The sequence below is a fragment of the Methylobacterium isbiliense genome (assembly GCF_022179325.1).
GTDB lineage: Bacteria > Pseudomonadota > Alphaproteobacteria > Rhizobiales > Beijerinckiaceae > Methylobacterium > Methylobacterium isbiliense.
Genome location: NZ_BPQQ01000042.1, coordinates 1 through 21,304 on the forward strand (window position 1 = coordinate 1; position 21,304 = coordinate 21,304).

The 21,304-nt window shown below is 73.0% G+C and carries 23 protein-coding genes; 6 read left to right on the forward strand and 17 right to left on the reverse strand.

Annotation, left to right across the window (positions count from 1 at the left end; all coding sequences use genetic code 11):
- From MFF61_RS18235 to MFF61_RS18285, 11 genes are all read right to left on the reverse strand, one after another.
- The coding region (locus MFF61_RS18235) for a fumarate hydratase (RefSeq protein WP_238236765.1) at positions 1-330 on the reverse strand (330 nt) is incomplete at its 3' end.
- A gap of 29 nt (positions 331-359) precedes the next feature.
- On the reverse strand, positions 360-698 hold the full coding sequence (locus tag MFF61_RS18240) for a succinate dehydrogenase, cytochrome b556 subunit (RefSeq protein WP_238236766.1): 339 nt from the start codon (positions 696-698) through the stop codon (positions 360-362).
- A complete protein-coding gene (locus MFF61_RS18245) occupies positions 695-1,024 on the reverse strand; it encodes a succinate dehydrogenase/fumarate reductase transmembrane subunit (protein ID WP_238236767.1) in 330 nt (109 codons plus the stop codon). The genes MFF61_RS18240 and MFF61_RS18245 overlap by 4 nt, the downstream gene beginning before the upstream one ends.
- Complete coding sequence (locus MFF61_RS18250; protein ID WP_306423402.1) at positions 1,021-1,728, reverse strand: succinate dehydrogenase/fumarate reductase iron-sulfur subunit; 708 nt, start codon at positions 1,726-1,728, stop codon at positions 1,021-1,023. The genes MFF61_RS18245 and MFF61_RS18250 overlap by 4 nt, the downstream gene beginning before the upstream one ends.
- A gap of 62 nt (positions 1,729-1,790) precedes the next feature.
- Positions 1,791-2,792, reverse strand: a complete 1,002-nt coding sequence (locus tag MFF61_RS18255) for an ABC transporter substrate-binding protein (protein WP_238236769.1) — start codon at positions 2,790-2,792, stop codon at positions 1,791-1,793.
- A gap of 130 nt (positions 2,793-2,922) precedes the next feature.
- Complete coding sequence (locus tag MFF61_RS18260) at positions 2,923-3,810, reverse strand: ABC transporter permease (protein WP_373324734.1); 888 nt, start codon at positions 3,808-3,810, stop codon at positions 2,923-2,925.
- Positions 3,803-4,573 carry an ABC transporter ATP-binding protein gene (locus tag MFF61_RS18265; RefSeq protein ID WP_238236770.1) on the reverse strand — a complete coding sequence of 257 codons (771 nt, stop codon included), beginning with the start codon at positions 4,571-4,573 and terminating at the stop codon, positions 3,803-3,805. The genes MFF61_RS18260 and MFF61_RS18265 overlap by 8 nt, the downstream gene beginning before the upstream one ends.
- A 495-nt stretch (positions 4,574-5,068) precedes the next feature.
- Positions 5,069-6,247, reverse strand: a complete 1,179-nt coding sequence (locus MFF61_RS18270) for a DegT/DnrJ/EryC1/StrS family aminotransferase (RefSeq protein ID WP_238236771.1) — start codon at positions 6,245-6,247, stop codon at positions 5,069-5,071.
- Positions 6,248-6,278: 31 nt separating this feature from the next.
- Positions 6,279-7,559 (reverse strand): glycosyltransferase, encoded by a 1,281-nt coding sequence (locus tag MFF61_RS18275; RefSeq protein WP_238236772.1) that lies wholly within the window; start codon positions 7,557-7,559, stop codon positions 6,279-6,281.
- 29 nt (positions 7,560-7,588) lie between these two features.
- Positions 7,589-8,641, reverse strand: a complete 1,053-nt coding sequence (locus MFF61_RS18280) for an NAD-dependent epimerase/dehydratase family protein (RefSeq protein ID WP_238236774.1) — start codon at positions 8,639-8,641, stop codon at positions 7,589-7,591.
- A 414-nt stretch (positions 8,642-9,055) separates the two neighbouring features.
- Positions 9,056-9,709, reverse strand: a complete 654-nt coding sequence (locus MFF61_RS18285) for a GntR family transcriptional regulator (protein WP_238236775.1) — start codon at positions 9,707-9,709, stop codon at positions 9,056-9,058.
- A gap of 100 nt (positions 9,710-9,809) precedes the next feature.
- Here MFF61_RS18285 and MFF61_RS18290 point away from each other — a divergent pair, with 100 nt between their 5' ends.
- From MFF61_RS18290 to MFF61_RS18305, 4 genes are all read left to right on the forward strand, one after another.
- Positions 9,810-10,439, forward strand: a complete 630-nt coding sequence (locus MFF61_RS18290) for a TRAP transporter small permease (RefSeq protein WP_373324735.1) — start codon at positions 9,810-9,812, stop codon at positions 10,437-10,439.
- Positions 10,439-11,707, forward strand: a complete 1,269-nt coding sequence (locus MFF61_RS18295) for a TRAP transporter large permease (protein ID WP_238236778.1) — start codon at positions 10,439-10,441, stop codon at positions 11,705-11,707. Before MFF61_RS18290 ends, MFF61_RS18295 begins: the two co-directional genes overlap by 1 nt.
- Before the next feature lie 62 nt (positions 11,708-11,769).
- Positions 11,770-12,765, forward strand: a complete 996-nt coding sequence (locus MFF61_RS18300; protein WP_238236780.1) for a TRAP transporter substrate-binding protein — start codon at positions 11,770-11,772, stop codon at positions 12,763-12,765.
- Positions 12,766-12,842: 77 nt separating this feature from the next.
- Complete coding sequence (locus tag MFF61_RS18305; protein ID WP_238236783.1) at positions 12,843-13,772, forward strand: dihydrodipicolinate synthase family protein; 930 nt, start codon at positions 12,843-12,845, stop codon at positions 13,770-13,772.
- Positions 13,773-13,842: 70 nt separating this feature from the next.
- On the opposite strand, the gene MFF61_RS18310 is transcribed toward MFF61_RS18305, so the two are convergent.
- A complete protein-coding gene (locus tag MFF61_RS18310; protein WP_238236785.1) occupies positions 13,843-14,640 on the reverse strand; it encodes an enoyl-CoA hydratase/isomerase family protein in 798 nt (265 codons plus the stop codon).
- Between the two features lie 223 nt (positions 14,641-14,863).
- On the opposite strand from MFF61_RS18310, the gene MFF61_RS18315 reads away from it, so the two are divergent.
- Entirely contained in the window at positions 14,864-16,288 is a 1,425-nt protein-coding gene (locus MFF61_RS18315) for an FAD-binding oxidoreductase (protein ID WP_373324736.1), read from the forward strand.
- A gap of 9 nt (positions 16,289-16,297) precedes the next feature.
- On the opposite strand, the gene MFF61_RS18320 is transcribed toward MFF61_RS18315, so the two are convergent.
- A complete protein-coding gene (locus MFF61_RS18320; RefSeq protein WP_238236787.1) occupies positions 16,298-17,080 on the reverse strand; it encodes a DUF4198 domain-containing protein in 783 nt (260 codons plus the stop codon).
- A gap of 286 nt (positions 17,081-17,366) precedes the next feature.
- Between MFF61_RS18320 and MFF61_RS18325 the strand changes: the two genes are divergently transcribed.
- Positions 17,367-18,470: a helix-turn-helix transcriptional regulator gene (locus MFF61_RS18325; RefSeq protein ID WP_238236790.1), complete on the forward strand. Its 1,104-nt coding sequence runs from the start codon at positions 17,367-17,369 to the stop codon at positions 18,468-18,470.
- An 11-nt stretch (positions 18,471-18,481) separates the two neighbouring features.
- Here the strand turns inward: MFF61_RS18325 and MFF61_RS18330 are convergent, their stop codons facing one another.
- The 4 genes from MFF61_RS18330 to MFF61_RS18345 are packed head-to-tail and all read right to left on the reverse strand — an operon-like array spanning position 18,482 to position 21,256.
- Positions 18,482-19,750: a CCA tRNA nucleotidyltransferase gene (locus tag MFF61_RS18330; protein ID WP_238236791.1), complete on the reverse strand. Its 1,269-nt coding sequence runs from the start codon at positions 19,748-19,750 to the stop codon at positions 18,482-18,484.
- On the reverse strand, positions 19,747-20,004 hold the full coding sequence (locus tag MFF61_RS18335; protein ID WP_238236793.1) for a DUF6111 family protein: 258 nt from the start codon (positions 20,002-20,004) through the stop codon (positions 19,747-19,749). Before MFF61_RS18335 ends, MFF61_RS18330 begins: the two co-directional genes overlap by 4 nt.
- Entirely contained in the window at positions 20,001-20,654 is a 654-nt protein-coding gene (locus MFF61_RS18340) for a CoA pyrophosphatase (protein WP_238236794.1), read from the reverse strand. The genes MFF61_RS18335 and MFF61_RS18340 overlap by 4 nt, the downstream gene beginning before the upstream one ends.
- Positions 20,651-21,256: a DUF1285 domain-containing protein gene (locus MFF61_RS18345; protein WP_238236799.1), complete on the reverse strand. Its 606-nt coding sequence runs from the start codon at positions 21,254-21,256 to the stop codon at positions 20,651-20,653. The genes MFF61_RS18340 and MFF61_RS18345 overlap by 4 nt, the downstream gene beginning before the upstream one ends.
- Between the last annotated feature and the right edge of the window lie 48 nt (positions 21,257-21,304).

Sequence of the window (21,304 nt, forward strand, 5' to 3'; positions counted from 1 at the left end):
ACGCCAAAATCCGGATAGCCAAAAATCCTTCGTCGCCCGCTCGCAGCCGCGGCGGATGGCGGCCTTCAGCCCGGCCCCGTCGAAGGTCACGGCGCGCCCGATCACCACGTTGTAGATCGGGATGCCGGTGTCCTGGCACAGGATGTTGTTGGTGCGCTCGGCCACCGCGACGTTCTCGACCATGGTGTCGAGGATGGCGCGGCCGGTGGCGCTGGTCTCCTGGCGCTGGAGCGCCGCGAAGCCGGCCTTGATGTCGGGGGGCAGGATCTTGAGGGCGCGGACGTAGAGGTCCCTGCAGACCTCCTCCACTTCGTGCAGATCGAGCTCCATGCCGGTCTCCCCGGGGGTTGGCCTGCGGCTCAGGCGCTCAGGAGGAACAGGAGGCCGACCGCGAACGAGGTCGCGAGACAGCCCGAGACGACGATGGCGGTGCGCTCCCGGTGGGCGAGCCACTCGATCGCCAGGACGCGCAGGCCGAGCGTCATGTGGACGGCGAGCGCGCAGACGAGGCCCCATTCGGCGGTGCGCACCGCGAGGTTGTGGGTGAGCCCGAGGAAGCTCTCCAGCCGGTCGGCGCCCTGGAGCGCGGTGCCGAGCGCGACGAAGTGCATCGGCAGGAAGAGCGCCAGCGCCACGCCCGAGAGGCGGTGGATCAGGGCCGCGGCGTAGCCGGGCCGGCGGTGCCCGGGCCGGATCATGCGAGGAAGACCGCCAGCGCCGCGCGCAGGCCCAGGACCGCGATCAGGGCCGAGAGCGCGATCATCGCCATATCGAGGGAGCGCCCGCGCCAGCCCGTCCATTCCCGCAGCACGCTGCGCAGGCCGATCGGCGCATGGATCGCGGCGGCGAGCACGAACACCGCGTAGAAAGCGAGGAAGGCCCCGTTGCCCTGCGTGCGCGCCAGGATCTCGCCCGCCGTGAGGCCGCCGCGCACCGCGTACAGGATGGTGCCGAGATGCACCGCGACCGTGAGCGCGAGGATGAGCGCGGTGGCGCGCTGGGCGAGGTAGAGCAGCGGGCTCATGCCTTCCTCCACAGGCGCCGCAGGGCGGCGCGGCCGGTCTCGCGCTTCAGGCCGGCGATGGCGAAGGTGGGCGAGAGCGCCTTCGGGCAATGCTCCGTGCAGCTCATGTGGCTGTGGCAGGAATGGCAGCCGGCATCGCCCGCGACGGCGGCGAGACGCGCCTCCTGGCCGCGGTCGCGCACGTCGTTCACCAGCGTCCAGGCGCGGTTGAGCGCGGCGGGGCCGAGATAATCCGGGTTCCAGGCGACCACGTCGCAGGCCGCGTAGCAGACGCCGCAATTGATGCACTCGATGCCGGCATCGGCCTTCCGGCGTTCCGGCTCGTCCGGCCGCACCGGCGCGAAATCCTCCGGCGGCGCCTCGCCCGGCTCGAAGTAGCCGTGGGCGCGGCGCCACTTCTCGAAGAAGGGCTCCATGTCGACGGCGAGGTCCTTGACCACCGGCAGGTTGCGCAGGGGCTCCAGCACCAGCGCGTCGCCCGTCGCCGCCTCGGCGACGCGGGTGCGGCAGGTCCAGCGCGGGCGGCCGTTCACGGTCATGCCGCAGGAGCCGCACATGCCGACCCGGCAGGCGAAGCGGTAGGCGAGCGTCGGATCCTGCTCGCGCTGGATCTCGGTGACCACGTCGAGGACGGTCTGGTTGGGCCGGCGCGCCACCGCGAAGGTCTGGAAGACCTCGCCGCGCCGGACCCGCACCTCCAGCATGCGGGCGGCGCCCTGCACGGCCTCCGGGGTCACGGTCTCAGGGATTACTTGGGCGGTCACGCTCAGCGCCCCGCCGCGGGGCTTGCGTGGAACAGCTCGGACTCGTCGGCGGCCTTCGCGGTGACGAGGCCGATGCGGTTCATGTAGGCGAGGTAGTCGAGCATGCGCTTGGGCTGCGTCGTCCACTCGGTCTGGGGCGAGCGGATGATCTCCTCGGCCTCGGTCTGGCTCAGCTTGGCGTTCTCGGCCTTGATCCAGAGCGCGGCGGCGCGGGACGGGTCGTCGCGGATCAGTCTGAGGCTCTCGTCCAGCGCCGCCAGGAACGCCGCCGTGACGGTCGGGTTCTCGGTCACGAAGCGGCTCGACGCCCAGACGAGGTTGAAGGTGTGGGGACCGCCGAGCACGTCGTAGCTGTCGAGGACCTTACGCGCCCGCGGGTCCTTCATCTCCTGCTCCTGGAACGGCGAGGAGCCGAAATGGGCGGTGATCTCGGAGCGTCCGCTGAGCAGCGCGGTCTGCGCGTCGGGGTGGCCCATCGAGACGGTGAGCGCGTCGAGCCGGTTCTGCTCGCCGGGGCCGAAGGCCTTCTCGGCGGCCATCTGCAGGGTGATGGCCTGGATCGAACTCTTCACGGTGGGGAGCGCGATCTTGTCCTTCGGCGTGAAGTCCTTGATCGAGGTCACGGCCGGATTGACGCTCACCAGCCAGAGCGGCATCGCATTGAGGGCGGCGACGCCCTTCACCTTCAGGTTGGTGCGCGTGCGGCCCCACATCGTCAGCATCGGGCCGACGCCGCCCGCCGCGAGGTCGAGGTTGCCCGACAGCAGCGCGTCGTTCATCCCCGAGCCGCCGGTGAAGCGCAGCCACTCCGTCTTGAGGTCGAGGCCCTTCGCCCTGGCGTGCTTCTCCAGCAGGCGCTCCTCCTCCATCAGGGTGAGCGGCAGGTAGGAGATGCCGAACTGCTTGGCGAGGCGCACGGTCGCGACCTCGGCCCTGGCGCCCGAGAGCCCGGCGGCGACGAACGCAGCGGCCCCGAGCAGCCGAAGCAAGCCTTTGACAGACATGCGTTTCCGTCCCATGTCGCGGTGATCCGCAGCCGACTTCGTCGGTCCTGGGGCGAGGATACGGTCGGGGTGCCCCCTGTCAACTGTCTTCTGTCATATAGAGGACTGACCCGGGCGCCCGCGCCGCGCCTCACGCCTGCATGCCCCAGCGGCGGATGGTGTGGCGCTCGATCGTCTGGAAGATCAGGTTCTCGACGATAAGCCCGATGATGATGACGGTGAACAGGCCGGCGAAGACGTTCGGGATGTCGAGCATGTTCTTGTTCTCGAAGATGAACCAGCCGAGGCCGCCCGAGCCCGAGGAGACGCCGAAGACCAGTTCGGCGGCGATCAGGGTGCGCCACGCGAAGGCCCAGCCGACCTTGAGGCCGGTGAGGATGCTGGGGAAGGCCGCCGGGATCAGGATCTGCCGGATCAGGCCCGCGCCCGAGAGGCCGTAATTCTGGCCCACCATCGTCAGGGTGCGGCTCACCGACAGGAAGCCCGAATGGGTGTTGAGCGCGATCGCCCAGGTGACGGAATGCACCAGCACGAAGACGAGGCTGCCGTTGCCCAGGCCGAACCAGATCAGCGCCAGCGGCAGGAGCGCGATCGCCGGCAGCGGGTTCAGCATCGACGTCATGGTCTCCAGGAAGTCGGTGCCGATCCGCGAGGTCATGGCGAGGCCGGTGAGCAGCGTCGCCAGCACGATGCCGGCCGCGTAGCCGATCAGCAGGACCTTGATCGAGCCCCAGGCCCGCAGGAGCAGGGTGCCCTCCGCGATCCCGCGCAGGAACGCGCCGAGCGTCGCCGAGAAGGTCGGGAACAACAGGTCGTTGTCGAGGGAGCGGCCGTAGATCTCCCAGATCCCGGCGAGCGCCACCAGGATGACGAGCTTGCGCAGCCAGGCTTGGTTGTAGAGCCGCTCCAGGGTCGAGAGCGGCTTCTCGACGATCATTCCGCCCTGTGCCGCCCGGACATCGCGGACGATCTCGGGGCGGGCGGGGGCGGCGGGTTCGAGCAGGTCGGCGCTAGACATTCTCGGCCTCCTCGATCTCTTCGGCGAACAGCATCTGCTGGATCCGGCTCTCGAGATGCCGCTGCTCGTCCGGGGCGCGCGCGCTGTTGAGTTCGGCCCTGACCTCGCCGGGATGGGGCGAGAGCAGGAGGATCCGCGAGCCGATCTTGATCGCCTCCGGGATCGAGTGGGTGACGAACAGGACGGTGAAGCGGGTCTCCTCCCACAGCCGCAGCAACTCGTCCTGCATGCGCCGCCGCGTCAGCGCGTCGAGGGCCGCGAAGGGCTCGTCCATCAGCAGGATGTCGGGCTCCATCGCCATGCCGCGGGCGATGGCGACCCGCTGCTTCATCCCCCCCGAGAGCATGTGCGGGTAGGAATCGGCGAACTTCGTCAGGCCGACCTTCTCGATCGTGGCCATCGCCCGGTCCTGCGCCTCCGCGCCGGTGGCCCGCCCGCTCGCGGTCAGCGCGAAGGCGACGTTCTGCCTCACGGTCTTCCACGGCAGGAGCTGGTCGAATTCCTGGAAGACCATCATCCGGTCGGGGCCGGGCGCCGTGACGGGCTTGCCGTTCAGGCGGATCTCGCCCTCGGTGGGCGCCATGTAGCCGCCGACCGCCTTCAGCAGCGTGGACTTGCCGCAGCCCGAGGGGCCGAGAAGGATGAAGCGGTCGCCCCGCAGGACGTCGAAGCTGACCTTGTAGGTCGCGGTGATGAGGTGATGCGGCGTCTTGTACTGGAGCGTGACCCCGTCGACTTCCAGCAGCGGCTGGCTCAAGCCCATGCGCTCCTCCCTGACGTCGCGGCTCGGGCCGCGTTGGTGTCGTTGCGAGCTTCGTGTCTTGATGGGACCGCGCGGCCGCGCCGGCTTCTCCGACGTGCCCGGTGCGGTCGTGTCTCCGCGAGACCATCCCCGGGCGGGGCGGGTTCGTCCCGCTCGGGCGCCGCTGGCGTCTCGGCATCCGGCGGGACGGCTCCGGACATAGCAATCCGGGTCGGAGGCGTAAAGATTGGGCTGTCTTTTATAAGATAGGAGAATGGTCTGGGCGTCGGCACGGGGCCAAGCCGCCGCGGGGGGCGTCTCGCCCGCGCGGCTGAATACCATCACGGGCGGATCGCGCGCGACCCCGGACGGGCCTTCGCGCCGCATGGCCGCGCGGCGACGGCGCGGGGGGCGCCGACGACGTCTCGCGGTCGAGCCTTGCATGACGCCTGCCTTCGGGCCGAGGCGCATGCCGGCCGGCGGGCCCGCCGGTGGGGGCCCCCGGCCGTCCGACGCTCAGACGAGCGCGGGTTCCTCCCGGCGCAGCGCGGCGGGCACCTCGATCGCCGGGGCCTCGATCGCGGGGATCTGGGCGCGCAGCACGGCGATCACCTCGTCCTGCTCCTCGTCCCGCAGGTCTGGGAAGAGCGGCAGCGAGAGCGTGCCCTCGCCCCAGCGCCGCGAGACCGGCAGGTCGGGGATGGTGCCGGAGGCGGCGTAGAGGGTGAGGCTCGGCACGCTGCGGTAGTTCACGGTCGCGCCGATCCCGGCTCGGCCCAGCGCCTGCAGCACCGCGTCGCGCCGCCCGCCCGGCACGTGGATCGGGAAGAGGTGGCGGGCCGAGACGGCGCCGGCCTCGATGACGGGCCAGGTGAACGGGGTGTCGGCGAGTGCGGCCTCGTAGCGGGCGCAGAGCCGCTCGCGCCGGACGAGCTGCGCCTCGATCCCGTCGATCTGCGGTTCGAGCAGGACCGCCAGGAGATCGGGCAGGTTGGCCTTGGTGCCCAGGCGCGCGATGTCCCAGTGGCGGTAGGTGCCGCCCTGGAAGCGCTGGGCGGCCCCGGCCGACATGCCGTGCAGCACCGTCTGGACCAGCGCCGCGGCCAGATCCGGATCGGTCGTGACGACGGCCCCGCCCTCGCCGCAGGTCACGTTCTTCGTGGCGTAGAACGAGAAGATCGCCGCATCCCCGTCCTGGCCCGGACGCCTGCCGTCGCGCCGGCCTTCGAAGCAATGCGCCGCATCCTCGATGATCCGGACGGCGGGGGGGAGCAGCCTGCGCAGGGCCAGGATGTCGACCATCTGGCCGTAGAGATGCACGGGAATGACCGCCCGGGTCCGCGGCGTCACCGCCGCGGCCACCTGCCGGCGGTCGATGAGGAGGGTGGCCGGGTCGACGTCGACGAAGACCGGGGCCGCCCCGACGAGGCGCACGACATTGGCGGTCGCCGCGAAGGTCATGGCGGGCACGATCACCTCGTCGCCCGGCCCGATCCCCAGGGCGAGCAGCGTCGCGACCGCCCCTTGCGTCCAGCTCGACGTCAGCTTCGCGTGCGGCACGCCGAAGAAGGCCTGCAGCCTCGCCTCGACGCGCGCGCCCTGGGGGCCGCTCGTCAGGAAGGGGCTCGCGAGCACCCCGGCGACGCGCTCGCTGCAGGCGGGCGAGAGGGCGTGCCGGTAGAACGGAACGGCCATGCGGGTCCTCCCTGGTCTGGGCTGTGACGGGTCACCGGGACGGCGCCGCGCGGGCGACGCCTGCGGGCTCGAGCGGGATGATCGGCGGCGCGGCGTGCGGCTCCGGCAGGCCGCGGTAGAGGGCGCGGATCCGCGCGGCCGCGACGTTCCAGTCCGCGACCTCGCAGGCCATGCGGTGGGCACCGGCCGACATCGCCCGCCAGCGGGCCGGCGCGATGTCCGCGGCCTGCGCCAGGGTGTCGGCCACGTGCTCGGCCGTGAGATCGCCGACGAGCAGGCCCGCGCCGTAGCGCACCGCCAGCTCGTGCAGGCCGGTCTCCCGGGTGACGAGGACGGGCACGCCGAGAAGCGCGGCCTCCAGCGCCGCCGTGGGCCAATGGTCGAGGCGAGAGGAGATGGCGAAGAAGTCCCAGCCCCGCACCACCGCGTCCCGCTCGGCGCCGTAGCGCGGCTCCAGCACCGTGACGCGATCCGCGATCCCCAGCGCGGCGGCCTGCGCGGCGAGGTCCTCGCCGCCGCTCGGACCCATCAGCACGAGGCGGCCGCGGCCGCCGCGGCGGCAATGGCGCGCGAACCCCTCGACCAGCAGGTCCAGTCCCTTGTGGAAGACGGCCAGACGCCCGCAGAAGCCGAAGACCGGCCCGTCCGCCGCCGGCCCGGCCCGCTCGGGCGGCGGCGGACGCCCCGATCCAGTGCTGGAGAAGGCGCCGTTCGGGATCAGGCAGGCCCGCGCGCGCGGGGCGAGCCGTGCGAGTTCGGCCTGCTCCAGATCGGTGAGCACGTGGACGAACCGCGCGCCGCTCAGGGCTGCCCGTTCCATCAGGGCGACGTAGAGGGCGACGAGCGGCTTCTTCACCCGGCCGTGGCGGTCGAACAGGTGCGAGAAGCAGCTGTGCAGGGTGACGATGTAGGGAAGGCCGCGCGCCCGCAGGTGCCGCGTCAGCGCGACGAGGAGCGGCTGGCGGGCGCCGTGGAGGTGGAACACCGTCTGCGGCCCCGCCCCGGCGAGCAGCGCCTCGCGGCTCGACGCCCGCAGCGTCACGACACGGCCGCGGATGGCCGGCCCGGCGAGCGGCACGGGGTCGAGCCGGATGCCGGGCGGCGCCGCGAAGCCGCCGGGGTCGTCCGCCACGAAGACGATGCGGGTCGCATCCCCCGCGCGCGCCTGTTCCAGGGCCAGCGCGCGGGCGACCTGATGCACCCCGTTCGAGGCGGAGGGATAGCCGCCGCGATCGGCGATCACGACGTGGCGGATGTCGAGCGGCCGGTCCGGCGCGGGCGACCGCGCCGGATCCTTCACGGGGGAGAGCATGGCGCGGCCTCCTGGACGATTCGGGGCGGTCACGCCGTGGCCGCTGCGGGCAGGAAGGTCTCGGCCGGCAGCGCATCGGGGAGCCGCAATCCGTGACCGGGCCGGCTCAGGAGGTCGCGGTACCATCGCACCGTGTGGCAGGCCGGCGTGTCGCTCAGGCGCTTGGCCCGGATCGCCGCCGCGATCTCCACCACCGCCTCGCCGATGGTCAGGCCTGCCGTGAAACCGAAGCTCCGCTCGGCCTTGGCGAAGGCGACATGGTAGTCGCGCCGGTCGGGGCCGCCGGGCGCGAAGGTGATGAGGGACGGCGCCGCGACGGCGCGCTTCACGGCGCGGGCGATGTCGATGACCTGACGGTTCTCGGCGCCGATGTTGAAGGCGTGGCCGCCGATGGCCTGCCGCGGGGCGCGCAGGGCGAGCAGGAACGCCTCGGCGACGTCGCGCACGTGGACGAGGGGCCGCCATTGCGTGCCGTCGCCCGCGACGGTGATCCGGCCGCGCGCGTGGGCGTCGAGCGTCATCTGGTTCACGACAAGGTCGAAGCGCATGCGCGGCGACAGGCCGAAGACGGTGGCGTTGCGCAAAGCCGCGGTCGTGAAGCGGGCGCCGTTGCGGGCGAGCACCGCCTCCTCGGCTCGCGCGCAGGTCTGGGCATAGACGGTCAGGGGGCGCAGCGGCGCCTCCTCCGAGAGGTGCATGTCCTGGCCGGCGCCGTAGACCGCGCACGAGCTCGCGAAGAGGTAGCGGCGCACCCCGGCCCGCTCGGCGGCCATGGCGACGCGCATGCGGCCCCGCTCGTTGATGGAGCGCGTCAGTTCTGGGTCGAGATCCCCGGACGGATCGTTCGAAAGGGCGGCCAGATCGATGACGCAGTCACAATCCTCGAAGATGTCGGGCTCGATCGTACGAATGTCCTGGCGGATCAATTCGAGTGAAGGATGCGTGCGATGCCTCGACAGTGGCGTCTCCCCGAAGAAAAACATATCGACTGCTTTAATGCAGGAGTTGGTTTCAAGTAGTCTCTGAATAAGTACGGAACCGATGTAGCCGCCTGCACCCGTCACCGCGATCTTTCTACGCATGGGATCGTCCTTCCCATAGCCAATTTGTATCTGAAATATGTCTGATAATCTCTCATTGCGGACAATCGATCATCCGGGCTAGGGCGATTGCTCTTAATACCTACGAGCGCGGCAGCGGCCGGGATCGAGGCCGTGCGCGGGGTCGTCCAGGCCGGCCGGTCAGGCCGGGCTTGGGTTTGAGGCGGGACGCGGCCGTCTCGAGAGGTCGTCATGCCGACGGCCCGGCCTGCCGAGCGGCGGGTTCCTTCGACGACGCGTCTCCCCGGCACTAGCCCGAAAGGGAGCCGGGCGAGCGGCGGTGCGGCACGGGGGTCAGCGTTGCGCAGGCCTCCCCGGTCGGGCTGAACGCCGCCCGCCGTCTGGCCGAAGCCTGCCCGCGTCCGGACACGGCCTCACACCGCCCGCTGGCCGCTCTCAGGCCTGCCCCAGCACCCGCCGCAGGCCCGCCCGCACCGTCTCGATGTGGCGCACGAGGAGCGCGCAGGCCGGGGCGGGGTCGCCCGCGCGGCACAGGTCGATCAGCCCGCGGTGCTCGCGCTCGGCGACGCGCATCGCCGCTGGGGTGGAGAGCTGCATGCGCGTGTAGCGGTCGCTGGTCTGGAGCAGGCCCGCCACCACCTGCCGGGTGCGCGGCTGCGGTGCCCGTCCGTAGAGCGCCATATGGAACTCGGCGTTGAGCACCCCCCAGCGCGCCACGTCGCCGGCCGCGATCGCCGCGACGAAGCGGCCCTGGATCGCCTCCAGGCTCTCGAACAGGGCCGCGTCGTAATGGGGCAGGGCGGCGGCGAGGAGCCGGGGCTCCAGGAGCGCGCGCAGGTCGAAGACGTCGTCCACCTCGCCGAGCGAGAGGTCGGACACCACCGCCCCCTTGTGCGGCACCATCCGCACCAGCCCTTCCGCTTCGAGCTGGAACAGCGCCTCGCGCACCGGGATGCGGCTCACGCCATAGAGCTCCGCAAGCGCGTCCTGGCGCAGCTGCGTGCCGGCCGGCGCGGAGCCGTCGAGGATGGTTTGCCGGATCTGGTCGAGGATCGCGGCCGAGAGGGTGCGGTGCTTGAGAGCGGGCATCGGCGGGGTGCTGCGGAAACGGGCATCACGATGGCGCTTTGCGCTTGATTTGTCGATTGTATAAAATCTACGATGCGGCGCGTTCCACCGGGGGCCGCGCATGTCCGTCTCGCCCAGCATCGTCGCGGCCCGTCCGGCCGCCCGTCCCGTGCGGCTCGTCATGGAGGCCTCGCGCCTGCTGCTCGCCGCCGAGCGCCACGCCCTTGTCGGGCTGATGGGGCTCCTGATGGCGCTCATCCTGCTCAACGTCGCCACCCGCTACCTCGGGGTGCCGCTCTACTGGGTGGACGAATCGGCGGTCTACTCGGTGGTCTGGCTCACCTTCATCGGCGCCTCGGCGATGACCCGGCTGCGGCTCGACTTCGCCGTGACGATGCTGACCGAGCGGCTCCCGGCCTCGGGCCAAGCGGCGGCCCGGGTCGTCGCCACCGCCGCGGTGGTGGGTTTCGGGCTCGCGCTCGCCTGGATGTGCTGGCTGTGGATGGACCCGCCGGGCCTCGTGCGGGCCGGGTTCGACGCGCGGGCACTCGCGGCCGAGACCTTCAACTTCCTCTACACGGAGCGGACCCAGACGCTGAACTGGCCGACCTGGGTCCTCTACCTGATCCTGCCGCTGTTCTCGGCGTCGCTGGTGGTGCACGGCCTCGCGCTGCTCGCCGAGGATCTCGGGCTCGCCGAGCGCGCGGTGCTGCCCCGCTTCGGCATCTCCTCGAACGAGGGGATCAACTGATGGTCACGGGCGCGGCCTTCGCCGCCGTCATGCTGGCGGGCGTCCCGATCGGCCTCTGCCTGTGCCTCGCCGGCATGGTGTACATCGCGGCCTCGGGCAACCCGCTGCTGTTCCAGTCCTACCCGATGCAGTTGTTCGGCGGCGTCGACAGCTACGGGCTGATCGCGATCCCGCTCTTCATCCTGATCGGCGAGATCATGAACGGCGGCGGCATCACGCGCCGCATCGTCGAGATGGCGATGGCCTTCGTGGGCGCCCTGCGCGGGGGGCTCGCCTACGTCAACGTGCTCGCCAACATGTTCGTGTCCTCGATCCTGGGCTCGGCCACCGCCCAGGTCGCCATCATGGCCCAGATCATGGTGCCGGAGATGGAGCGCAAGGGCTACGACCGCACCTTCGCGGCGGGCCTCACCGCCTATGCGGGCATGCTCGGGCCGATCATCCCGCCCTCGGTGATGTTCGTCGTCTACAGCGTGCTCGCCCAGGTGCCGGTCTCCGACATGCTGATCGCCGGCATCATCCCGGGCGTGATCCTGACGGTCCTGTTCTGCCTCGTGATCGCGGTGCTGGGCTGGGTGCACGGCTTCCCGGCGGGCGAGGCCATGAGCCTGCGCCGGCGCGTCAGGACGGTGCTCGGTGCGCTGCCGACCCTGTCGATCCCGGTCGTCATCGTCGGCTCGATCCTCTCCGGCCTCGCCAACGCCACCGAGGCGGCGGCGGTCGGCACGGTGGCCGCCGCCCTGGTCGGGCGCTACTGGACCCGCGAGTTCGATTTCCGGCAGCTCCCGGCGATGCTCGGCCGCGCCGGCATCTACTCGGCGATCGTGCTCTTCCTCGTCGCGGCCGCGGCGGTGTTCTCGTGGGTCCTGGTCTTCGGCAAGGTGCCGCAGGACGTGGCGGGCTGGATCCGCACCGTGGCCAAGGATCCGGTCACCTTCATGCTGCTCGTGAACGTGATCCTGATCGTCATCGGCACTGTCATCGACGGCGTGCCCGGCCTGATCATGACGGTGCCGATCCTGCTGCCGATCGCCACCGAGGTCTACCACATCGACCCGCGCCACTTCGGCGTCGTCGTGACGGTCAACCTCGTGCTCGGCCTGCTCTCGCCGCCGGTGGGCCTGTGCTTCTTCGTGGCCGCCGCGGTCACGGGGGCGAAGCCCGGCCGGATGTTCCTGGTCACCCTGCCGTTCTTCTTCATCTCCTGCGTGCTGCTGCTGCTCCTGTCGGTCTGGCCGGGCCTGTCCCTCGCCCTCGTCAAGCCGTGAGCCCGTTCGTGTCCGCGTCGCCCGATCCATCGCCCCGAGAGGCCCTTGAAGGAGTGCCGATCATGACCCTCTCCCGCCGCCACCTCCTTGCCGCCGCGGCCGGCGCCGCGCTGCCGCTCGCCGCCCCCTCGGTGCTGCGCGCCCAGCAGACGCGCGAGTTCCGCCTCGGGCTGATCACGCCGCCCAACCACCCCTGGAACAACGCGGCGCTCAAGGTCGGCGAGAGCCTGAAGCAGGAGACGAGCGGACGGCTCTCGCTCACCGTCTTCCATGCCGGCCAGCTCGGCAACGAGGGCGCGATGATGCAGCAGCTGCAATCGGGCGCCCTCGACATGGCCTTCATCCAGGCCGCCGAACTCGGCTCGCGCGTGCCGGCCATCGCGGCGATCAACGCGCCCTACGTGGTGCGCTCCACGGAAGCCGTGGCCAAGCTCGTGCGCCATCCCGTGGCGCTCGGCCTGTTCGACGTCCTGCCGCGCGAGACCGGCACGATCGGGCTCGCCTGGGGCATCACCTCGATCCGGGCGGTGTTCGCGGCGCGCGACATCGCCTCGCTGGCCGACCTCAAGGGCATGAAGCTGCGCATCAACCCGACGCCGGCCTTCCGCGACTTCTACCAGCTGCTGGGCGCCGCGCCGACGCCGATCCCGACCCCGCAGGTCTACGACGCCATGGCCAACGGCCAGGTCGATGGCCTGGAGGCGGATCTCGACTTCTCGTGGAACCAGCGCTTCGACCGCGTCTCGAAGACCGTCCTGCGCATGAACGCCGTGCACATGCCGATGATCGCGCTGGTGTCGGGCCGAGTCTGGCAGGGCCTGCCGGCGGCGGACCGCGACCTCGTCACCCGCACCACCAAGGCGGCGCTCGACGCCGAGATCGACGAGATCGTGGCCAACCAGCCCGGGATCTGGGCGAACCTCGCCAAGCAGCCGGTGAAGATCGTCGTCGCCGACGTCAAGGACGCCGACCCGATCATCGAGGCCTACGACAGGATCTGGCTGCCGAAGGCGCCGGTTCTGGCCGAGCTGCGCAAGGTCGGGGCGGCTCTCGCCTGATGTCCGCGGCCCCGGCCGCGGGCCGGGGCCGCTCGTGTCCCGCGGGCCGCTGGCGCCCGCCCTTCGGAGAATGTTCCATGGCTCCCCGCGTTTCCTGGACGGGCGTGTTTCCGGCCGTCACCACGCAATTCCGCGACGACCTCTCCCTCGACATCGACGCCACCGCCCGGGTGATGGAGGGCCTGATCCGCGACGGCGTGTCGGGGCTCATCGTCTGCGGCTCGGTGGGCGAGAACACCTCCCTGACCCGCCCCGAGAAGGTCGCCGTCATGGAGGCCGCGAAGGCGGTCGCGGCCGGGCGGGTGCCGGTCCTGTGCGGGATCGCCGAGTTCACCACCGCCTTCGCGGTCGAGACCGCGCGGGAGGCCGCGCGCGTGGGCATCGACGGCATCATGGTGATGCCGGCCCTCGTCTACAGCGCCAAGCCGCACGAGACGGCGGCCCATTTCCGCACGGTGGCGACCGCCACCGACCTGCCGGTGATGCTCTACAACAACCCGCCGATCTACAAGAACGACGTCACGCCCGACATCCTCGTGTCGCTCGCCGACGTCGAGACGGTGGTCTGCTTCAAGGATTCGTCGGGCGACACCCGCCGCTTCATCGACACCCGCAACCAGGTCGGCGACCGCTTCGTGCTGTTCGCCGGCCTCGACGACGTGGTGGTGGAGAGCGTCGCGATGGGCGCGGTCGGCTGGGTCTCGGGCATGTCGAACGCCTTCCCGCGCGAGGGCGAGACGCTCTTTCGCCTCGCCGCCGCGGGCCGCTTCGCCGAGGCGATGCCGCTCTACGAGTGGTTCATGCCGCTCCTGCACCTCGACGCCCGACCCGACCTCGTCCAGTGCATCAAGCTGTGCGAGCACCTGATGGGCCGCGGCAGCGCGCTCACGCGCCCGCCGCGCCTCGCGCTGACCGGGTCCGAGCGGGCCGAGGTCGAGGCGATGGTGGCCAAGGCCGTCGCCACCCGGCCGGCCCTGCCGGAGGTGGGGCTGAAGGCCGCGGCGTAAGGCCCGGGCGGCCGGTCCGCCTAGTCCCGCGCGTCGATCCCGCCGCTACCGGCGGGACGGCCCCCTGGCCTCAGGTGCCCGTCCATTCCGGCGGGCGCTTGGCCAGGAACGCCTCCATGCCCTCGCGGAAGTCGCGGCTGGTGTAGCACATCAGGATCAGGTCATCCCCGGGCCGGGCGCCCTCGGGGGCCTCCGCCTCGTTCAGCCGGCGCAGGCCCTCCTTGGTGGCCGCCAGCGTCAGCGGCGCGTGCGAGGCGAGCAGGCGCGCCAGCTCGCCCGCCCGCGCCCGCAGCGCGGGCGCATCCGCCAGCACCTCGCCGACGAGCCCGATCGCCTTCGCCTCCTCGGCCTCCACGAGGCGGGCGGTGAAGATCATCTCCTTCACCCGGGCCGCCCCGACCAGGGCCGACAGCCGCCGCAGGTTGCCCAGCGACAGGCAATTGCCGAGCGTGCGGGCGATCGGGAAGCCGAAGCGGGCGTCCCGCGTGGCGATCCGCAGATCGCAGGCGGCCGCGATCGCCGCGCCGCCGCCCGTGCAGGCGCCCGCGATGGCCGCGACGGTGGGCTTGCGGCAGCGCTCCAGGCTGCCGAGCACCCGGTCCATGAAGCGCTCGTAGCCGAGCGCGTCCTCGGGGGTCGAGAAGGACCGGAACTGCGCGATGTCGGTGCCGGCCGCGAAGGCCCGGTCGCCCGCCCCGGTGATCACGATCGCCCGCACGGCGCGATCCTCGTCGAGGCTGCGGCTGAGCTCGTACAGGCGCTCGTACATCGCGAAGGTGAGCGCGTTGCGGGCCTGCGGCCGGTTCAGGGTGAGGTGCGCGATGCCGTCCGCATCCACCTCGCACAGCAATTCGTCCGTCGCGCTCATGGCGTCTCCCGGGGCGGTCACGGGCACCACTCTGGCCCGGCGGCAGCTGCCGGCCAAGGGACCTGTTGGAGGGACCTGTTGGAGCGACCTGTTGGAGGGACCTGTTCGCGCGAACCGCTCGGGCGGCCTGATCGGGCGGTCCGCCGCCGGCTGCGCCCTTGACCCGGCGCCGCATCCGCGCGAGGCCGCGCGGCGAGAGACCCCGCCGGAGACCGGATCCGCGATGAGCCAGGAGATGACCCGCGACGCGACGAACCACGACCTCGTCGCTCGCCTGAGCGCGCGGCTCGGTCCGGCCGGCGTGCTGACGCAGGAGGCCGACATGGCCCCGTACGCGGTCGACTGGCGCCGCCTCTTCCCGGGGCGCCCGGCCTGCGTGGTGCGGCCCGCCAGCACCGCCGAGGTGGCGGATGCGGTGCGGCTCTGCCGCGCGGCCGGGGCCGCCATGGTGCCGCAGGGCGGCAACACCGGGCTGGCCGGCGGGGCGGCGCCGGACGCCTCCGGCACCCAGGTCGTGGTCTCGCTCGCGCGCATGAACGCGGTGCGCGCCGTCGATCCGGTCGGCCTCACCCTGACGGCGGAGGCGGGCTGCGTGCTCGGGACGGCCCAGGCCGCCGCGGAGGCGGCCGGGCGTCTCCTGCCGGTCAGCTTCGCGGCCGAGGGCTCGGCGATGCTGGGCGGCGTCATCGCCACCAATGCCGGCGGCCTCAACGTGGTGCGCTACGGCATGACCCGCGGCCTCGTGCTCGGGCTCGAGGTGGTGCTGGCGGACGGGACCGTGGTCGACGGCCTGCGGGCGCTGCGCAAGGACAATGCCGGCTACGACTGGAAGCAGTGGTTCATCGGCACCGAGGGCACGCTCGGGCTCGTTACGGCGGCGGTGATGCGGCTCGCCGCCCGGCCGCGCCACGTGGCGACGGCGCTCCTGGCGGTGCCCGATCCGGACGCGGCGCTGCGGCTGTTCACCCTGGCGCAGGAGGAGCTCGGCGACTGCATCCAGGCCTTCGAGCTGATCTCCGGGCTCTCGCTCGATCTCGTCGGGCGCCATTCCACGCTGACGCGCCCGGTTGAGCCGGCGCCCTGGTACGTCCTCCTGGAGGCGGCCTCCTCGCTGCCCGCCCTGCGCGAGGCCGCCGAGGGCATGCTCGGCACCGCCTTCGAGCGCGGGGACGCCCTCGACGGGGTGCTGGCGGAATCCGGCCAGCAGGCCGCGGGCCTGTGGGCGCTGCGCGAGGGCATCACCGAGGCCGAGGCCAAGGAGGGCCGCGGCGTCAAGCACGACGTCTCGGTGCCGATCACCGCGATCCCGGCCTTCCTGGAGGCGGCCGGCCGCGCGCTGGCGGAGGGGGCCCCGGGGGCGCGGGCCAACGCCTTCGGCCACATGGGCGACGGCAACATCCACTACAACGTGCTGGCCGCGCCCGACCACGACGGCGACGCGATCAACCGGCTGGTGCACGGGGTGGTAGACCGCTTCGGCGGCAGCATCTCGGCCGAGCACGGGATCGGGCAGTACCGGGTGGCCGAACTCCTGCGTCACCGCCGCCCGGAGGAGATCGCGCTCGCGCGCCGCATCAAGGCGGCGCTCGACCCGGACGGGCTCCTCAACCCCGGCAAGGTCCTGTCGGGACAGATCCTGCCCCGCTGAGCGCGGGCCTCAGTTCACCGGGGCCTCGTCGAGGCGGAACGCGAAGGTCGCGCTGTACTCGTCGCGGTCGGCCAGCTCCGGCGTCGCCGAGGGGACGATGGCGTGGGTCACCGTGAGGAGCTGCGCGCCCGCTTGGCGGATCGGGACCGTCGCGATCCCGTCCTGGTCGGTGGTGTAGTGGGGCGTCTGCCCGGCATCCATCGCGCCCTCGCCGGTCACGAGGGCGGCGCCGGCCAGGGGCGCGCCGCGGAACAGCACCCGCACGCGCAGCGCCCCCGCGGTCGGCCCGGGCACCTCCAGCGGCACGATCTCCAGGATGTGCCCGACCACGCGCTGCCAGGGCGCCGACGGCCCGAACGCCGCCTTGGCGAACTTCATCGACCAGCGCGCCGCCTCGGCGTCCGGCCGCATGCGGCGGCTGGTGTTGCGCCCGCTCCCGTCCTTCTGCCGCACCCAGTAGCCGCTGTCGTAGGAGGCGGCGACGAGCGTGCGGCCGGGCCGGGTGGGCAGGGCCGCGAGGAGCGCGGGCGGCACGTCGGGCGGGCTCGGCTTCAGCGCGGCCGCGAGGTCCTTCGTCTCGTCGGGGGTGATCGCCGTCAGGTCGAGGAGCTTCGGCTTGGCCGGCGTCAGCCGCGCGCGGGCGTGGCCGAAATTGACCCGCACCTGGGGACCCGCCTCGGAGGAGCTGAGCGTCAGCCAGAGGTCGTGCGCGCCCGCGGGCGCCGCGAGCAGGCTCAGCGCCAGGGCCGCCGCGGCGCGGACCGCCGGGCGCCGGATCGACAGGCTCAGCATCGGCCGCTCGCACTCCTGGTGGGTAGGCTGCACTCGTCCGGCACGTGGGGTCCGCCGCCGCAAGATCAAGCGTGACGGCACCCGAAAGGGCGGCGGCGGCCCGGCACGGCCGATGTGCGCGGGCGATGTGCGCGGGAGCACATGACGGTGGGGATCCGGCCGGCCGTTACAGGATCTCGACTTGTCGATAGGCCCAAAAAGATACCAAACTCAATCCTGCCTGGACTGGTCGAGTCGCTGCGCGGCTCTGCCCGGGGTGTATCGGCGGCCGTGGGGGTTTCGCGACATGTCCCTGACGCAGAGTGAGTTCTCGGATCTCGTGGCCCGCATCTACGCCTGCGCGGCCGAGCCGCAGCTCTGGCCCGACACCCTGGCGGGCATCGTCGAGGCGGCCGGCATGGCCGTCTGCCTCGCCTGCCTCGCCGGCCTGCCGCATCCGGTCTGTGCCCCGCCGCGCGCGGGGCCGGACGGCGCGGTGGACCACGACTTCCTGGCCGGTCTCTTCGCCGGCCTCTGCCCGCTTCAGGTGGTCGCATGGCTGTGCGAGGCCGGCGACGATCCGTTTCCCTCGCCCGCGGCGCGCCGGGCGCGGCTCTCCGGCCACGGTGGCGGGCAGGCGCCCGTGAACGGCGGCCCGCCCGTGCCCGAGGCCGCGCGCGAGGTGCTGCGCCTGCTGCTGCCGCATGTCCGGCAGGCGGTGGAGACCGGGCAGCGCCTCGCCGAGCGGGACGGCGAGTCGCGCGGCCTCGGCGCCGCCGTCGACGCGCTCAGCGCCGGGGTGATCCTGCTCGACGAGGCCGGCCGCATCCTGCGCACCAACGCCGCCGCCGACACGATCCTGCGCGAGGGCAGCGTGCTGCGGCGTCTGAGCGCCGGCACGCTCGCGGCGAACGATACGGCCGCCCAGGAGGCGCTGGCGGCGGCGCTCTCCGCCTGCCGGCTCGGCGCCGCGCCGCCCGCGCCGGCCCTGCCGTTCCCGCCGGGCCGGGCCGGGGCGGGGCGGGGCCTCGTCGGACGCCTCGTGCGGCTGCGCGACGCCGGCGGCGATCCCGCCGGCGCGGCCGGACCCGCGGCCGCCCTGTTCGTGCAGGATCCCGATCAGCCCTGCGCGGTGCCGGGCGAGGCGCTGGTGCGGCTCTACGGCCTCACCGGGGGCGAACTGCGCGTCCTGCGCGGCCTGCTGCAGGACCTCACCCTGACCGAGATCGCGCAGGCCTACGGCATCGGGGTCGCGACGGTGCGCACGCACCTCGCCCGGCTGTTCGACAAGACCGGGACCCGGCGCCAGGCGGAACTCCTGCGCGTCGTGATGGCCTCGGCGCCGGCCCTGCGCCCGCCGGACGCCCCCGCGGCCCTGCGCCGATCGGAGGCCCTTCGCGCCCGCGCCTGACGCCGGCCGACTCAGGACGGCGGGTCCTGCCCGCCGGCCAGGGCCAGCGCCGTCAGCCGCTCGCGGGCCTCCGGGTCGGTCGGGCAGCCGGCGGCGAGCCAGGCCCGGCGCGCCCGCGCGAGCGCGGCCCCGAGCGCGCGGCCCGGGGCGGCCCCGCGGGCCACCAGGGCGGCGCCCGTCACGGGCAGGACCGGCACCGGCTCCGCGCCGGACGCGAAGGCGGCGAGCGCGCGCTGCGCCTCCGCCTCCAGCACCGGGCGCGGCTCGCCCGCGAGAGCCGCCGCCGCATCCGTCGCCGCCGCGACCCCGTGCAGGGCGACGAGGCGGCGGATCTCGGCCGCGCCGAGGGGCGCCGTGCTGCCGTGCAGGACGGCCGCCGCCGCCGCGAAGCCCGCAAGCCGCGCGTGCTCGGCCTTGGAGAGCCTCAGGACCTCCCGCAGGCGCTCGGCGTCGGGGGCGGCGTGCACCGCGAGCGCCGCGAGGCGGCGCACCGGATCCGGCGCCGCCTCGGCCCCGGACAGCCGCGCGAGCCTCCCGAGATCGCCGATGCCGCCGAGAAGCCGCTGCAGCAGCCCGGTGCCGGAGAGGATCGCCGTCACGGCCGGTGCGCCCGGCGCGGCCAGGAGCTTCAGCAGTTCCGTCCGCACCCGCTCGCGCGACAGGGAATCCAGGCCCTCGCGGGCGGCGATGGCGGCGGACAGCCCCTCGGGATCGACCGGCCCGCGCCCGTAGCGGGCGTGGAAGCGGAAGAAGCGCAGGATCCGCAGGTAATCCTCGCGGATGCGCTGGCCCGCCTCGCCGATGAACCGCACCCGCCCCGCCGCGAGGTCGGCGAGACCCCCGACCGTGTCGTGCAAGCGCCCGTCGGGGCCGGCCGAGAGCGCGTTGATGGTGAAGTCGCGCCGGGCCGCGTCCTGCGCGAAGTCGCGCCCGAAGCGCACGACGGCCCGGCGCCCGTCGGTCTCGATGTCCTCGCGCAGGGTCGTGACCTCGAAGGGCGCGCCGCCCGCCACCACCGTGACGGTGCCGTGCTCGATCCCGGTCGGCACCGGCTTGAGGCCGGCGCGCGCTGCCCGCTCCGTCACCGCCTCGGGCCGCAGCGTGGTCGCGAGGTCGATGTCGGTGACCTCCCGCCCGATGAGCGCGTCGCGCACCGCGCCGCCCACGAGCCGGGTCTCCTCGCCGGGTGCGGCGAGCGCATCGAGCACCCGGCGCAGGTGCGCCCGCGCCAGGAGGGCCGCGACGCCGTCCGGCGCGAGCCGCCCGGCCTCGCCGCTCACCGGAACTGCCCCGGCACCACCCGCCCGTTCTCGATGTGCGAGGGCACGTAGCCCGTGCGGTGGCGCTCCCCGAACAATCCCGCGGCCAGGAGCGAGCCGATCACCAGGAGGCCGCCCGCCAGGGCGAGCCGGAGGGCGTGGTCGTTCCAGTGCACCCAGAGCAGGGGACTGCGGCGGCGCGCGAGCAGGTAGATCGCGTAGAGCCCGAAGGGCAGCAGGAACAGCGCGATGTCGTCGAGGAGGGTGCGGATCATCGCTGGGCGGGGCTCGCGAGGCGTTCCGACAGGTTGCGCACGATGCCGGCGGTCACCCCCCAGATATAGCGATCGCCGAAGGGGATCGCGTAGTAGCGCCGCTGCCTGCCGCGCCATTCCCGGCTGTGGAGCGCGTGGTTGGCGACGTCGACGAGGAAGTCGAGAGGCACCTCGAAGGCGTCCGCCACCTCGTTCGGGTTGAGGTGCAGGGGGGCCTGCGGCCGCACGAGGCCGACCACCGGCGTCACTAGGAAGCCGGTGCCCGAGAGATAGTGGTCGAGGTAGCCGAGCGGCCGCACGAAGGCGCGGTCGAGCCCGATCTCCTCCTCGGCCTCGCGCAGGGCCGCGGCGAGCGGGGAGGGGTCGGCCGGGTCGATCTTGCCCCCCGGGAAGGCGATCTGCCCGGAATGGTCGCGCAGGTGCGCGGCGCGCTCGGTGAACAGCACCGTGACGCCGTCCGGGCGCGCCAGCACCGGCACCAGCACGGCCGCGAGGCGCGGCGGGCGCGCGAGGGCGGCGTCGAGCACGTCGGGCTCGACGTCGTGGTCGCCGCGGGGGTTCGCGGTCGGGTCGAGCGGGCCGGGCGGCTCGGGCCGCAGGCCCGCGGCGGCACGGGCGAGGAACGCCGCGACGGCGGGGGCGGCGCTCACGAGAGGTCGGCAGCCGGCATGATGCGGTGGAAGCGCCCGCCCGCCGCGAGGCCGAACCACGCCGTGCCGTCCTCCTCGCGCGTCTCGCACAGCTCCACGAGATCGTAGACGAGCGCGCGCGTCACCAGCGCCCACAGGCCGTGGCGGACGTGCAGGTAGGGCTTGAAGCCGCCGTCCCGGTCGCGCGCGAAGCGCAGGGTGTGCTCGGCATCGAGCGCCACCACGTCGTCGACGTTGGTGCGAAACGCGATGGCGCGGTCCTCGCCCTCGCCCTCCACGGCCATCTCGACGGCGAGGAAGGGCGCGTCCTCCACCTCGATCCCGACCCGCTCCACGGGCGTGACGAGGACGATGCGCCCGTCCGGGTCGCGCCGCAGGATCGAGGCGAACAGGCGCACCAGGGCCGGCCGGCCGATCGGGCTGCCGTTGTAGTGCCACGTGCCGTCCGCGGCGATCCGCATCGGGATCTCGCCGCAATAGGCGGGGTTCCACCGCTCCACCGGCGGCGGGCCGCGGCGGCCCTGGCTCTCGGGGCCGAGGGCGGCCGCGAGGCGTTCGAGCGCACCGGGTGCGGGCCTGTCCTGGGTCGACTCCTGGGTCATCCCGGCCAACATAGGGGAGGCGTGTCGGTTTTGAACGGCGTCAGGCCG

Coding starts and splice junctions, on each gene's coding strand:
- MFF61_RS18255 (WP_238236769.1), bottom strand. CDS start 2,792: ATGTCTGTCAAAGGCTTGCTTCGGCTGCTCGGGGCCGCTGCGTTCGTC.
- MFF61_RS18345 (WP_238236799.1), bottom strand. CDS start 21,256: ATGACCCAGGAGTCGACCCAGGACAGGCCCGCACCCGGTGCGCTCGAA.
- MFF61_RS18300 (WP_238236780.1), top strand. CDS start 11,770: ATGACCCTCTCCCGCCGCCACCTCCTTGCCGCCGCGGCCGGCGCCGCG.
- MFF61_RS18280 (WP_238236774.1), bottom strand. CDS start 8,641: ATGCGTAGAAAGATCGCGGTGACGGGTGCAGGCGGCTACATCGGTTCC.
- MFF61_RS18270 (WP_238236771.1), bottom strand. CDS start 6,247: ATGGCCGTTCCGTTCTACCGGCACGCCCTCTCGCCCGCCTGCAGCGAG.
- MFF61_RS18320 (WP_238236787.1), bottom strand. CDS start 17,080: ATGCTGAGCCTGTCGATCCGGCGCCCGGCGGTCCGCGCCGCGGCGGCC.
- MFF61_RS18325 (WP_238236790.1), top strand. CDS start 17,367: ATGTCCCTGACGCAGAGTGAGTTCTCGGATCTCGTGGCCCGCATCTAC.
- MFF61_RS18265 (WP_238236770.1), bottom strand. CDS start 4,573: ATGGGCTTGAGCCAGCCGCTGCTGGAAGTCGACGGGGTCACGCTCCAG.
- MFF61_RS18310 (WP_238236785.1), bottom strand. CDS start 14,640: ATGAGCGCGACGGACGAATTGCTGTGCGAGGTGGATGCGGACGGCATC.
- MFF61_RS18305 (WP_238236783.1), top strand. CDS start 12,843: ATGGCTCCCCGCGTTTCCTGGACGGGCGTGTTTCCGGCCGTCACCACG.
- MFF61_RS18295 (WP_238236778.1), top strand. CDS start 10,439: ATGGTCACGGGCGCGGCCTTCGCCGCCGTCATGCTGGCGGGCGTCCCG.
- MFF61_RS18285 (WP_238236775.1), bottom strand. CDS start 9,709: ATGCCCGCTCTCAAGCACCGCACCCTCTCGGCCGCGATCCTCGACCAG.
- MFF61_RS18245 (WP_238236767.1), bottom strand. CDS start 1,024: ATGAGCCCGCTGCTCTACCTCGCCCAGCGCGCCACCGCGCTCATCCTC.
- MFF61_RS18315 (WP_373324736.1), top strand. CDS start 14,864: ATGAGCCAGGAGATGACCCGCGACGCGACGAACCACGACCTCGTCGCT.
- MFF61_RS18335 (WP_238236793.1), bottom strand. CDS start 20,004: ATGATCCGCACCCTCCTCGACGACATCGCGCTGTTCCTGCTGCCCTTC.
- MFF61_RS18240 (WP_238236766.1), bottom strand. CDS start 698: ATGATCCGGCCCGGGCACCGCCGGCCCGGCTACGCCGCGGCCCTGATC.
- MFF61_RS18260 (WP_373324734.1), bottom strand. CDS start 3,810: ATGTCTAGCGCCGACCTGCTCGAACCCGCCGCCCCCGCCCGCCCCGAG.
- MFF61_RS18250 (WP_306423402.1), bottom strand. CDS start 1,728: ATGCTGGAGGTGCGGGTCCGGCGCGGCGAGGTCTTCCAGACCTTCGCG.
- MFF61_RS18275 (WP_238236772.1), bottom strand. CDS start 7,559: ATGCTCTCCCCCGTGAAGGATCCGGCGCGGTCGCCCGCGCCGGACCGG.
- MFF61_RS18290 (WP_373324735.1), top strand. CDS start 9,810: ATGTCCGTCTCGCCCAGCATCGTCGCGGCCCGTCCGGCCGCCCGTCCC.